10 protein-coding genes are annotated in these 13215 nt (G+C 70.2%); 5 read left to right on the forward strand and 5 right to left on the reverse strand.

The genetic code is table 11. The features are described 5' to 3' along the window. The first annotated feature begins 125 nt into the window (after positions 1–125). Positions 126–1082, forward strand: coding sequence for an Acg family FMN-binding oxidoreductase (locus NQK81_RS44400; RefSeq protein WP_257486298.1), 957 nt, complete (start codon positions 126–128; stop codon positions 1080–1082). Positions 1083–1160: 78 nt separating this feature from the next. Beyond that, a complete protein-coding gene (locus tag NQK81_RS44405; RefSeq protein WP_257486299.1) occupies positions 1161–2120 on the forward strand; it encodes a DUF6528 family protein in 960 nt (319 codons plus the stop codon). Between the two features lie 167 nt (positions 2121–2287). Here NQK81_RS44405 and NQK81_RS44410 read toward each other — a convergent pair whose 3' ends face one another. Further along, the gene (locus tag NQK81_RS44410; protein ID WP_257486300.1) at positions 2288–3277 is read right to left on the reverse strand and encodes an alpha/beta fold hydrolase; all 990 of its coding nucleotides are present in this window, start codon (positions 3275–3277) and stop codon (positions 2288–2290) included. 78 nt (positions 3278–3355) lie between these two features. Beyond that, positions 3356–4333 carry a GlxA family transcriptional regulator gene (locus NQK81_RS44415; RefSeq protein ID WP_257486301.1) on the reverse strand — a complete coding sequence of 326 codons (978 nt, stop codon included), beginning with the start codon at positions 4331–4333 and terminating at the stop codon, positions 3356–3358. Between the two features lie 150 nt (positions 4334–4483). Here NQK81_RS44415 and NQK81_RS44420 point away from each other — a divergent pair, with 150 nt between their 5' ends. After that, a complete protein-coding gene (locus NQK81_RS44420) occupies positions 4484–5083 on the forward strand; it encodes a hypothetical protein (protein WP_257486302.1) in 600 nt (199 codons plus the stop codon). A 1-nt stretch (position 5084) separates the two neighbouring features. Here NQK81_RS44420 and NQK81_RS44425 read toward each other — a convergent pair whose 3' ends face one another. After that, positions 5085–5900 (reverse strand): helix-turn-helix transcriptional regulator, encoded by an 816-nt coding sequence (locus NQK81_RS44425; RefSeq protein WP_257486303.1) that lies wholly within the window; start codon positions 5898–5900, stop codon positions 5085–5087. Positions 5901–6008: 108 nt separating this feature from the next. On the opposite strand from NQK81_RS44425, the gene NQK81_RS44430 reads away from it, so the two are divergent. Next, complete coding sequence (locus NQK81_RS44430) at positions 6009–7658, forward strand: AMP-binding protein (protein ID WP_257486304.1); 1650 nt, start codon at positions 6009–6011, stop codon at positions 7656–7658. Here NQK81_RS44430 and NQK81_RS44435 read toward each other — a convergent pair. Further along, positions 7615–9684 carry an AMP-binding protein gene (locus NQK81_RS44435; protein ID WP_257486305.1) on the reverse strand — a complete coding sequence of 690 codons (2070 nt, stop codon included), beginning with the start codon at positions 9682–9684 and terminating at the stop codon, positions 7615–7617. The genes NQK81_RS44430 and NQK81_RS44435 overlap by 44 nt on opposite strands. A 331-nt stretch (positions 9685–10015) precedes the next feature. Here NQK81_RS44435 and NQK81_RS44440 point away from each other — a divergent pair, with 331 nt between their 5' ends. After that, a complete protein-coding gene (locus NQK81_RS44440) occupies positions 10016–10666 on the forward strand; it encodes a flavin reductase family protein (protein WP_306856076.1) in 651 nt (216 codons plus the stop codon). On the opposite strand, the gene NQK81_RS44445 is transcribed toward NQK81_RS44440, so the two are convergent. Continuing rightward, on the reverse strand, positions 10597–13152 hold the full coding sequence (locus tag NQK81_RS44445) for a P-loop NTPase fold protein (RefSeq protein ID WP_257486307.1): 2556 nt from the start codon (positions 13150–13152) through the stop codon (positions 10597–10599). The genes NQK81_RS44440 and NQK81_RS44445 overlap by 70 nt on opposite strands. Positions 13153–13215 lie beyond the last annotated feature (63 nt).

Below are 13215 nucleotides of genomic sequence, written 5' to 3' on the forward strand. Positions count from 1 at the left end.
TCCTAAGTCCTCGCTCCCGCGAATCGGGGGCGAAAGTCCTCGGAAGTCGTGACCGGCGGCCGCTGCGGTCGCCGGGTACCCCGGCCGAAGGTGGACCAACCCTTGTCTTCCGGAGAGAGACCACGATGAAGATCCCGTTGCCGACCCATGTCGACCAGGCGGTGGCGGCCGCCGTCCGCGCGCCGTCCCCGCTCAACACCCAGCCATGGCGGTTCGTCGCCGACCGGGACCGGATCGAGGTGTGGCTCGACCGCGCGAGGGTGCTCCGGATCGCCGACCCGGACGCCCGCGAGGCGCGGCTGTCGTGCGGCGCGGCGATGTTCAACCTGATGATTTCGTTGCGATCCAACGGCAAGACCCTTTCGCTGCGGGCGATGCCGAAGCCGGACGAGCCCGATCTGCTCGCCGAACTCGAGATCGACGGCGACCGGTTCTCCTCGCCGGAGGAGCGGCGGCTGGCCGAAGTCGTCTTCCGCCGTCACACGAACCGCCGTCCGTTCCTGGACCGGCCGGTGCCCGTGTGGGCGCGGACGACGGTGCGGGCGGCCGCGCTCGTGGAAGGCGGGCTGCTGGAGCTGTTCGGGCGTGGCGACCGGGCGAACGCGGTCGCGCGCGTCCTGCACCGGGCCGAGGCCGCGCAGGCACGCAACGGAGCGTTCCAGGCGGAAGTCGCGTTGTGGACCAGGCGGACGCCGCACGCGCCGGACGGCGTCCCGGCGGCGACCAGGCCTCCGTCACCCCATCCCGTTCCGGCGCAGGAGCCCTTCTTCGCCGCCGAACCCGAGGGTGGTGAGCCGGTGCTCGGCGCGGTGCTGACCGCGGACGGCGGACCTGCCGCGGATCTTCGGGCGGGAATGGTGCTGCAGCGGGTACTGCTGACGGCGACGGCCGCCGGGCTCGCGACGTCGTTCGTCGGCAGGCCGTTCGAAACCCCCGAGACACGGGCCTCTATGGACCGGGTCTTCGCCGACCTCGGCCGGCCGCACGCCGTGGTGCGCTTCGGGTACGGCCGCCCGGTGCCGATGACGGCCCGCCGCGAGGTCGGTGAAGTCCTGCTCCGGCGGTCCGGGGTGAGCCTCTGATCCGGGGTCATCTGGCCGACATCCATGTTTCGGGCCGCCGCCACCCACCCGTCACCCGGGGCGGGTTCGGTCTCCCTTATGAAGATCATGCGGAAATCCTGGGTGGCGCTGGTGATCGCGGGCCTCTCGGTCGCGGCGTCCGCGCCGGCGGTGGCGGACGCCGGCGCACGCGATCGCGGTTCGATCGTCATCACCGAGCAGGCGTCCAAGCGGATCCTGGTCCTGCCCGCCGACCGGGCCTCCTGGCAGAACCGGAAGGTGAGCTGGGCGTGGGCCCCGAACGCCGCCAACGGGCTGGCGGACCTCGCGGGTTCGTGGAGCAACCCGAGCGACGCGAAGCTCGCCGAGCGAGGCGGCGAGAAGTACCTGCTGACGTCGGCGTCGGGCGGTTTCGCCGCCGTCGTACCGTATCCGGCGGGTGACCGGGCGTACTGGGCGGCGAACGTCGGCGGGCCCGCCAACCCGCACAGCATCGAGCTGCTGCCGGACGGGAACGTCGCCGTGGCGGCCAGCACCGGTGGCTGGGTGCGGGTCTACACCGCTTCACAGGGGCAGCGTTCGACGACCTACACCGAGTACCGGCTGGTGGGGGCGCACGGCGTGGTGTGGGACGCCGGCCGGAACGTGCTGTGGGCGCTGGGCACGGACGCGCTCGTCGCGTTGACCGTCGGCGGCACGCCCGCCGCGCCGGTGCTGGCCGAGCAGCGCTCCGTGCCGGTGCCGACGAAGGGCGGGCACGATCTCCAGCCGGTCCCGGGCAGGCCGGATCTGCTGTGGGTGACCACGGAAGCGGGGGTGTACCAGTTCTCGAAGACGAGCGGCGGGTTCACCCAGCGCTACGCGGGCGCGCGGGAGATCGACCGGCCGCATGTGAAGAGTGTGTCGACGAACCCCCGGACCGGGCAGGTCGTGACCGCCTCGGTGCAGGACGGGCACCTGTGCACGTGGTGCACGGACACCGTCCGGCTGGCCTTTCCACGCGCCGAGCTGGCGCTGCACGGCGCGTGGATCTACAAGGCCCGCTGGTGGATCGGTTGAGCTGAACTTCCATGTCGGTACCGGCCGTTCGGGGGGCTGTCCGGCCGGTACCGACACACCAGAGAAGAGGGAACCCCGTCGCGAGAATGACGCGTGGCCGCGTCTTTCACCTGACCGAGTGAATCGGTCCGTTCGGCGGGCGACATTGACCCATTCGGGGTATGGGCTCACCCGAGGAAGGTGCGCAGCTCGTCGGCGACCGCTCGCGGCTGTTCCTCGGCGACGAAATGCCCGGAACCGGAGATCTTCCGCACCCGGACGTCGGCCGCCTTCGACGGCAGGACCGCGGCGAGGTAGTCGTAGTTGAACTCCGAACCCAGCCCCAGCATCGGGGCGGTGATCTTCGCGTAGGCCTTCTGGTCCTCGATGTCCGCTCCGAACGCCTGGTACCAGCCGTTCCCCGCGCGGATCGCGTCCGGGCGGTCGTACGCGGCGGCGTAGATCGCCCGGTCCCGGGCACCGATCGAGGCCGGATCGGCCGCGAGATGGTCGAACATCCAGTCGACGAGGAAACGTGACCGGCCGGCCAGCAGCTGTTCGGGCAGGGTCGCGACCTGATTGAAGGCGAACCACCAGACGTTCACCGGTTGCCCGGGCGGAGCCAGCATGGGGAGCTGGTACAGGCTTTCGTCGGGATGCGAGACGTCCATGAGCGTGACGGTCTTCGTCGCCTCGGGGTGGTTGGCGGCGAAGGCGAACGCGACCATGGCGCCGATGTCGTGCCCGGCGATATGCGCCTGCCGGAGGCCCAGCGAGCGCAGGAGTTCGAAGATGTCGCGGGCCATCGTCTTCTTGTCGTACCCGCCTCGCGGTTTGCCCGAGCCGCCCATGCCCCGCAGGTCGACGGCGATGACGCGGTATCGCTTCGCCAGCTCCGGCATGACCTTGCGGTACTGCCACCACGTCTCCGGCCAGCCAGGCAGCAGGATCAGCGGCTCGCCGCGGCCGCCGGCGACGTAGTGCAGCCGCGTCCCGTTGACGTGGGCGTACTCGCTGCGGAAACCGCCGGGGAGGGACCGGGCGAGTTCCGCGTCGCCAGGGACGCCGGACTGGCCGGCCTCGGCGATGCCACCCGAGGCCACCAGCGCGGCCGCGGCACCCGCGCCGAGGGTGAGCATGGACCGGCGGTTGAGGAAGGAACGGCTGTTCTCGGTCATGCCTCGATCGTGGCCGGGCCCAGGCTCCGACCGTGAGCGGTGTTTTCGCCAACCGGGGTCTGTTTTGAGACAGCCCGGTCAAGACAGCATGGGTTCGAGCACGCTGAGCCTGGTCCCGAACGTCTCGCGGTAGGACACCGGCGTGACCCCGACCTGCCGCCGGAAATGCGGGCGGAGCGCGGCGGACGAGGAGAACCCGCAGTACCTGGCGATCTCGTCCACCGGGAGGTCGGTGGATTCGAGCAGTTGCTGCGCGCGGATGACACGCTGGTGGGTGAGCCACGTGCCGGGCGCGGCACCGGTGATCTCGCGGAACCGGCGGTCGTAGTTGCGCCTGCTCATATGCGCCCGCCTGGCGAGTTCGTCGACCGGGAGCGCCGTGTCCAGCCGGGTCAGCGCCCAGGCCATCGTCTCCGACACCGGGTCGCCCTCGTCGAGTTCCGGCATCGGCGACTCGATGTACTGCGCCTGCCCGCCGGGCCGGTGCGGCGGGACGACCATGCCCTTCGCCAGCCGGTTCGCCACCTCCGCGCCGCACCACGAGCGGATCAGGTGCAGGCCGAGATCCATCCCCGCCGCGCCGCCGCCCGCGGTCAGGATGTCGCCGTCGTCGATGTAGAGCACCGATTCGTCGAGGAGGACGGCCGGGAACCGGGCGGCGAGCAGCGGGGCCATCGCCCAGTGCGTGGTGGCGGGGCGTCCGTCGAGCAGGCCGGCGGCGGCCAGGACGAAGGCGCCGCTGCACAGCCCGGCCACCCTGGCTCCCCGGTCGTGTGCCGCGCGGAGCGCCTCCAGGGCGGCTTCCGGCGGATCCTCCATCGGCGACCGCCAGTTCGGGACCAGCACCAGATCGGCGTCCCGGACCGCGGCGAGGTCTTCGGGGACCGGCACGGTCAGCCCGCCGCCACGCAACGCGGTCCCCGGTTCGCCGCCGACTACCTTGAGTTCGAGGTCGGGCAACTCCCCGAAGGCCGAAGCCATCTCGAACACGCCGAACGCGAAGGACATCGCACCGAGCGACGCCCCGTTGAAGACCACCACGGCCAGCCGTCTCATGGGGCGATTCTAGAGACTCGTGAGTGGTGAGGACGGTTCTAACCGTCATTACCGCTCACGAGACCTGACCTGCGGCGGAGCCGGTGATCGACTGTCCGAAGGGGACGGTAGATTCCTCGCGCACAGGTTGCCAGGGGGAAGGAAGCGTCGATGTCGTACCCGCAGGGACCGCAAGGGCCGCAGTGGCAGCAGGGCTATCCCCAGCAACAACATCCCCAGCAGCAGTATCCCCAGCAGGGCTACCCGCCGCCGGGCTACGGCGGGCCACAGTACCCGGGTCAGCAGCCGCCGAAGAAGGGCAACGGCCTGCTGATCGGGCTGATCGCCGGCGGCGGCGCGCTCGTGGTGGTCGTCTTCGTGATCCTCGCGTTCGTCGCGCCCGGATTCCTGCTGAGCGACGGCAAATCCTCGAGCTCGGCGAGCGCGACGCAGGCCCCGCTGCACCTCGATTGGGGCCCGGTGCTGGCGGGCAAGTTCATGCTCGCGGTGTTCGGCGACGAGCCGGCCAAGGCCGCCGAGTCGGCCTGCGCGGACGCCAAGGACGCGGTCCGCAAGGCGGCGAAGGAGTACGGCGACCGCAACGCGTCGCTCACCGCGCAAGAACCGCGCGCGGCGGGCCCGGACCTGATCGTGGTGACCATGACCGGCACCCTGAACTACAGCGAGAACTTCACCGGGACGATGGAGGTCCGGCGAGAGGCGAGCGACAAGTACTGCATCGCTTCGGTCTCGCCCGTGCCCGCGGGCTGAGTCAGGGGAGCAGGCCGATCCGCCGCGCGTGCGTGACGGCTTGCAGCCGGGAGGTCGCGTCGAGCTTGCGCATCGCGTCCCGCAGGTAACTCTTGACCGTCTCCGCGGTCAGCCCCAGCCGGTGCGCGATCTCGGCGTTCGTCAGGCCGAGCGCGACGAGCGCGACGGTGTCCAGTTCCCTCGGCGCCAGGCGCACCACGGGGGAAGTGGCGCCGGTGAGGTTGGCGCACACCTCGTCGAGGCGGTCACGCAGAACGCCGTCGGCGATCTGACCGGAGAGCACTCGAAGCTCGCCGTAGACCTCACGCAGCCGTTCCCGCGGCGCGGCCTCCTCGCGATGCTCCGCCAGCGGCCGTGCTTCGGCCAGCCGCCGCTCGATCTCGTCCTCGACGGCCAGGGTCTGTTCGAGATCGCGCGCCGCGTGCAGGGCGGCGGTGATCGTCCGGTCGGAGAGGGTTGCCTCGTCGCGCAGGCCGCCGTAGAGCACGGCGCGGACACGCCGGCGCACGACGACGGGGATCGCGACCACCGAGTGGATGCCCTCGTCGCGGACCGGCTCGTCGTAGTCGTGACTGATCGTGGTCGCGCTGTGGTAGTCGTTGGCGACCACCGGCCGGGTCAGCGCGAGCGCCTTGCCGCCGAGGCCGCGGCCCGCGCGGACGGACAGGCCGTTCAGCGCGGTGCCGCGATTGCCGAGGAACGCGGTCAGCCGCATCCGCGGTGACGTGCCGGCGACCCCGGCGAAGCCGACCGGCAGACCGGTGTCGCGGCGCAGGTCCGAGACCGCGCCGAGGAGCTGGGCGTCGTCGACCGGCATCGGCTCACCCTCCTTGGTGATCCCCCTCGATCGGGGGTGGTGGACGGATCGGGCCCGCCCGCACGATTCCCGGAACTGTACGCCTTCGCCAACGTCCCGGGAGAAACGATGACCGAAGCTCACGTCCGGCGGTTGCTCGAGGTCTACGACGACGAGCGGGCCAGTGCGGCGACGCTGCTGTGCGACCGGCATCCGGCGGAGGCGGTGGCGTTCACCGTGGTCGAAGCGGATCTGACCAGCCACGATCTCACCTACGGCGAGCTGCGCGAGCAGTCGGAGCGCTTCGCCGGGGCACTGCTCGGCCTCGGGGTCGGGCCGGGGGACCGCGTCGCGACGCTGATGGGCAAGTCGACGGAGCTGGTCGTGGCGCTGCTGGCGATCTGGCGGCTGGGCGCGGTGCACGTCCCGCTGTTCACGGCGTTCGCGCCGCCCGCCATCGCGTTGCGCGTCACCGGCAACGACACGAAGGTCGTCATCGCCGACGCCGGCCAGCGCTCGAAGCTGACGCCGTCCGCTGACCTGCCGGACGACCCCTCGCGGCGGATCGTGGTCGTCGGTGACGGCGAGCCGGGCGATCTGTCGTTCCGGGAGATGCTGGCCGACGCCGCGCCGCTGCGGGGAGCCGCGGTGACCGGAGGGGCCGGGGTACTGGTCGAGCTGTTCACCTCCGGGACCACGGGAACGCCCAAAGCCGTCCCGATTCCGCTCCGCGCGCTCGCGGGTTTCCAGGCGTACCAGGACTTCGCGCTAGACGTCCGCGCCGACGACGTCTTCTGGAACGCCGCCGACCCCGGCTGGGCCTACGGTCTGTACTACGCGATCATGACGCCGATGGCGACCGGCAGGCGGAGTCTGTTGCTGCACGCGGGTTTCTCGGCCGAACTGACGTGGGCGGTACTGGAGCGGTTCGGTGTCACCAACTTCGCCGCGGCTCCGACGGTGTATCGCGCGCTCCGGAACTCGGCCGCCCCGGTGCCGGACGGTCTTCGCCTGCGGCACTGTTCTTCGGCGGGGGAACCGTTGACCCCGGATGTCCTGGAGTGGGCGTCGTCGAAGCTCGGCGTCGGCGTTTACGACCACTATGGACAGACGGAACTCGGCATGGTGGTGGGCAACGCGTGGCATCCGGACCTCCGCTCGGAGGTCAAACCCGGCTCGATGGGGCGGGTCCTGCCGGGCTTCGCGGTCGAGGTCCTCCGCGAAGACGCCGACGTGGTGGCCGAGCCGGGAGAACGGGGACGCGTCGCCGTGGATCTCCCGGCGAGCCCGCTGGTGTGGTTCCGGGGCTATCGCGACGCGCCCGAGCGCACCGCCGCGCGCTTCAGCCCCGACGGCCGCTGGTACTACACCGGCGACGTCGCCGCCAAGGACGCCGACGGTTACTTGACCTTCGCTTCGCGGGACGACGACGTCATCCTGATGGCGGGCTACCGGATCGGCCCGTTCGACGTGGAAAGCGTTCTGCAGCAGCATTCCGCGGTGGCCGAATGCGCCGTCGTCGGTGTCCCGGACGCGCTGCGCGGCGAGGTGATCGTGGCGTACGTGGTCGCGCGGGACGGTGCTTCCGCCGACACCGCGTTGGTGGCCGAGTTGCAGCAGCTGGTGAAGACCCGCTTTGCCGCGCACGCCTACCCGCGTGAGGTGCACTTCGTGACGGAGCTGCCCAAGACACCCAGCGGGAAGATCCAGCGCTTTCTCCTGCGGGAGCGGCATGCTACTGATCGATCGGCCACGTTTCGTCCCTCAGCAACCGCTTGAGTACCTTGCCGGTCGCGTTGCGGGGCAGTTCCTCGACGAAGTACACGTCCCGAGGGACCGCGAAGCGCGCCAGCCGGTGGTGGATGTAGGCGCGGACGTCGTCCGCGCTCATGCGGGCACCGCGTTTCGGCACGATGTACGCCGCGAACCGTTGCCCGAACTCACGATCCGGCACGCCGATCACCGCGGCCTCGTGGACGCCGGGCAGGGCGGCGATGGCCTCCTCGACCGGGCGAGGGGACACGTTCTCCCCACCGGACACGATCATCTCGTCCGCCCGGCCGGTGACGAAGAGGCGTCCGGCGGCGTCCTGGTAGCCGACGTCGCCGGTCGCCATCAGGTTCTCGGCGCGGGGCACGCTGGCGCCGTCGGTGTAGCCGTCGAAAAGCATGTCGTTGCCGACGAAGATCTGTCCCTCCCAGCCCGGCGGGACCCGATTGTGGTCGTCGTCGAGGATGGCGACGCGGGTGCCGGGCGGGCACCGGCCTGCCGTCGTCGGCGCGGCGCGCAGGTCCTCGGGCGTGGCGATGCTGGCCCACGAAACCTCGGTGGAGCCGTAGAAGTTGTAGAGCACGTCGCCGAAGGTGTCCATGAACTCGGTGACGATCGGGCCCGGCAGCGCGGATCCACTGCTGGCGACGATCCGCAGCGACGACAGGTCGTAGCGGGCGCGGATCCGTTCCGGCAGGTCGAGGATGCGCTGCAACATGATGGGCACGGCGAACAGCACACCGCAGCGGTGTTCGGCGATGGTCCGCAGGATCTCCTCGGCGTCGAACCGGCGGATCAGCGACAAGGACGCGCGCACGGCCATCCCGATCTGCATCCCGGCGAGCCCCCAGCTGTGGAACAGCGGCGCGGCCACCACGAACCGGTCTCCGGAGTGGAGCGGGATGCGGTCGAGCATGGCGGCCGATGTCGACAACCCCTTCGGGGTCGGGCGGCGCGCGCCCTTGGGGGTTCCCGAGGTGCCCGACGTGAGGACGACGAGCCTGCCGATCCGGTCCACCGGTTTGAGTTTGGTGGCGGGCACCCCGGCGATCAGCTGATCGATGGTCGGGTAGCCGTTCTCGGTCTCCGGCCAGGTGGACAGCCGCAGGAAATCGCCGGGGATGCCGGCGATGATCTGCGAGAACTCGTCGTCGGCGAGCACCGCGACCGGTTTGTGCTGCCCGATCACGTCCGCGACCGCGCCGGCGGAAAGCCCGGTGTTGAGCAGGATCGCGTCCACGCCGAGTTTGCTGCACGCGATCAGTGACTCGACCATCGCGGCGTGGTTGCGGCACAGCAAGGCGATCCGGTCACGGGCGCGCACGCCGCGGGCCGCGAGCGCGTTCGCGAGCTGGTTGCTGCGATCGGCCGTCTGCTTGAACGTCCGGACGTTGCGTTCGTCGCGCAACGCGACGTCGTCCGGCACGCGGGCGGCGTTGGCCGTGTAGCCGCCGGCGACGGTGGCGCCCCATTGCGACAACGATGTGAGCTGCCGGGCGATCTTGTCCGGTCGCGCGGCCGCGAGCACCCCGGCTTTGATGAGCGTGCTCGCCGTGTGCAGCGTGGTGGCCTTGGTGTGCGCCGGTTCCTCCTGGGGCGACGCCGCCCGGCCCGAGAGGTGCAGATCGATCCGGCGGGCCGTCGCGCGGACGGTGCGTTTGAAGGACGCGGCGGACACCAGACTGGCGTGCGGCGCCGGAAGCATCAGCTGGGCGGTGAGTTCCGTGCCGCCGTCGGGAGCCGGCCTCAGCTCGACCGAGACCCAGTTCCCGTCGTCCTCGACGCCGCACCAGACGACGTGTTCGCCCGGCCGCCAGACGCGGGCTTCGATATCGCCGACGACGAGTGTGCCCGGCCGCGGCTCCAGCCGGACGAGGCATTTCGGACCGCGCCCGCGTTCGGCGGGGCGCTGGATCTCGCACCAGCTGATCTCCGCGACGAACCTCGAGTAGGACTCGGGATCGCCGATCACTTCCCAAACCTGGCCGGGGGAATGCCCGAGAATCGAGCTCGCCTGGACCACATCGTCTCGCATGCGATTCGCCTCACCACGCGCGTTCGGGTGTTGACCGGGCCGCTGCCGGCGCCTCCTTCGTCGTTCAAGTCCGGCGAACCTACCAGCAATCGGCCGAACGCAATACTCCGAACGACCGCGGGTTCGCGTTCGTTCAAGGGGAACCACCACGGAAAGGGTAGATGTTCGCGTGGCGCGACGCCGTCCGCCGACGGTGTCGATCGCGACGTCCGATTTACGCCGGTCTCCCACGCGAGAGGCGGCGAAGCTGGCGAACGTGACAGTTTCCACGACGGCGGCCGAGGCCGCGCACACCCGTATCGAGCCCGGAATCCTGTACTTCGGCACCCCGGTGGTGCTCATTTCCACGGTCGACCAGGCCGGCGCGCCGAACCTGGCGCCGATGTCGTCGGCGTTCTGGCTCGGGTGGCGGGGGATGCTCGGCTTGGGCGCGAAATCCAAGACGGCGCAGAATCTCATGCGTAACCGCGAATGTGTTCTGAATCTCCCTTCCGACGCGCTGGCTGCCGCAGTCGACAGGCTGGCGCTGACCACCGGGTCGGATCCCGTCCCCGCCCGCAAGTACGAACGCGGCTACCGGCACGAACCGGACAAGTTCGCCCGAGCGGGCCTCACGCCGGTGGATTCGGAGACGGTCCGGCCGCCGCGGGTCACGGAATGCCCCGTGACGATGGAGGCCGTCGTCGAGGCCTTCCACCCGCTCGCGGAGGACGACCCGAAACAGCGCGGCGGCGTCCTCGTGTTCGAGGTGCGCGTGCAGCGCGTCCACGTTCACGACGACGTGCGGATGCCGGGTACCGAAGACCGGATCGACCCGGACCGGTGGCGGCCGCTGATCATGAGTTTCCAGAAGCTCTACGGCCTCGGCCCGCAGGTCCATCCGTCGACACTGGCGCGGATCCCGGAACGGCTCTACCGCGGGCCGGACATCGAGCGGTCGCGGGCGAACGAGAACCGGTTCACCAGCGGCAGCCAGCGCTGATAGGACGCGGCCAGCTGTGGCCACATTTCGCCGGAAAGGCCGCGTTCCAGCTTCGGCCGCAGCTCGTGGTCGTTCATCGACGACACGATCTCGACGGCCTTGTCTTCGGGGTCCGTCCCTTCGAGGCTCGAGAACCACCGGACGGCGTCCGGATGCCCGACGTGGACCGCGAGCAGCACCAGCACCGCGCGGAACGGTGCCTCGCGGTCGCCGTCGGTGAGGAACTCGGCCAGTTCCTCACCGGCGAAACGCGCCCGCAGCAGGCGATACAGGTTCAGCAGCCGCTTCGCGGCCCGTGGGGAGCGGATGAGCGGGGCGAGCGTCGGCAGGAAGTCCAGTTCCGCCCGTGAGATCACCAGTCGAGGAGGTCGTACGTCTATTGTGGACTGTTCGGACGACGGTTTCGGTGCTTCCGCGCGAGGAGCCGGAGCGGCCGCGGCCAGGAGAGGACGCTCGCCGGTGGCCTGATCCGTTCCGGCGGGAGCGGGCGCCGGGCCCGCCTCCGGGACCTCGGTATCGGCGAGCCCGCGCACGAGCCCCGCGAACCCTGGATCGTCCATGGGGGACAACGTGAACGGCACCTGGAAGATCTTCTCGAGGTAGCTCTCGGCGAAGGATTCGGGGTCGTCGCCGAGCATCTCCTCGTAATGCTGCTCGACGGCCTTCTTGAGCCAGCGGGAGTCGACGCCGACCACGACGACGAACACCGGCAGCGCCAGCAGGAGATGGATGGCTTCGAGAACCTGGACGACGACCTTGGGCGGGCAGCGATCGAGGTCGTCGACGTACAACACGGTCCGTTCGATCTTCCCCGAACCGTGCGGCACCTCGGCGAGCATGGTCGCGAACGTCTCGAGATCCTTGCGCAGCAAGGAGACCACGCCTAGATGTTCGACGTAGTCCGAAACCCGGGACTCGGCGAACGACACGAGATCGAGCCCGGGCGCGAGTTCGGCGACCGCCTTTTCGAGCCGGTCGGATTCGGCGTCCAGTTCGGCGAGCCGCCGCTCGGTCTCTTCGTCCTCTTCGGACGGTCCGCCGAGTTTGTCGAGCGCCTGGTGGATCCGGCCCGCGCTGGCGCGCATCCGCAGGACGACGGTCAGCACGGAGCTCACCGCGGTCAGCCCGCCGAGCACGCCGGACACCTGCGACCGGCCGACGAGCAACGTGACCACCAGGACCGTCACCAGCCCACCGATCAGGACCAGCAGGGGAACCGGATCCTGCCGCAGGCGTCGCCAGAATTCGGCGACGTCCGACCGGAGCCCGCCTGTTTCCTGGGCAAGCCGTTCGAGGTCTTCGGCGGTCGGCCGGTCGACGCCGATCCTGGACGCGATCCACGCCTTGTCCGCCTCGGTGAGACTGTCGAACACCGCGCGGACGTACTCGCGCGGCTTCCGGCGCCGCCGCTTCGCTTGTTTCTGTTGAGCTGTCAAGGTTCTGCGTTCGAGGCGGACCGCGCTGAGCCTGCCGAGCAGGGTCTTCTCTGCCTTGCGGCGTTCGGCGAGCAGGTCGGCCTGGCGCTGAAGGTCGTTCTCGGCGCCGCTCGCGGCGAGGTTGTCGAAGATGTGCGTGGCGAGACTGGCCAGGAGGTTCGCTTCGCTGTAGTGCCACGCGTTGAAGCTGATCTGGCGAACGCTCGAACAGTAGGAGGACACGGACTTCCCGTGCGCGCCTGCCTCGGTTTCGGCCACTCGCGCGGAATCGGCGAGCTCGCGGACGCGCAGTTGCATCTGGCGCATGAAGAAGCTCTTGCCCGAACCCCAGCTGCCGAACAGGCCGATCGACAGCGGAGGGGTGATCATCCGCGAGACGACGAGGTCGGCGAGCATACGCACGTCGGGACCGATGCCGAGGCGGTCGACGCCGTCGTCGGTGTCGGGCCGGTAATCGGCGACGTGGGCGGCGAACGGATCGGGGACCGGGGTGCGGACCGGCCCCGATGGCCGCAGACCGGCGAGCTGTCCCGCCTGGCGAAGGGGTGCCGCCGCGGGGAACATCTGGTCTCCGACGAGACGCTCGCCGCCGGAAAGATCGGCGGCGAGCCGTACGACCGTGGGGCGAAGAGGATCAAGAACCCCTCGCAACTTCGGGTTCTCGTACCGGTCTTCGCGGATGACACCCAGTGCGCGGCGGGAGCTGTACCTGTCGAGCCAGGCCGCCAAGGGGCGATTCAAATCGGTGAAGTTCTCGTCCAGCTCTCCGTCCAGCCAGACGACGGCCATGGCCGCACCCTGCTGCCGGGCGAGGTCGACGCTCCGCGGCTTGACGATCAGCTCGTGGTCGGGACACGACGCCAGCAAGGCCTCGTAGGCGGTCCGCCGGGCACCCGAATTGTGCTCGTAGACGATCACGGTGAACGACGCGGCCGACAGCGCGGCCCGGAGATCCCGGTCGACGTCCCGCGGCAGATACGGACCGGGGTCGCCGCCGATGGGCGAGTTCTTCAGCAGGCTCACCGGATCGACGTCGCGCACCAGCACCATCCGTGCTCCCCTCCCAAGGCCGAACGGAAGGGCAGTCTAGGGGGCAGTCGCTCAGCTGTGGGT

Source organism: Amycolatopsis roodepoortensis (assembly GCF_024628825.1).
In the GTDB taxonomy this organism is placed as follows: Bacteria; Actinomycetota; Actinomycetes; order Mycobacteriales; family Pseudonocardiaceae; genus Amycolatopsis; species Amycolatopsis roodepoortensis.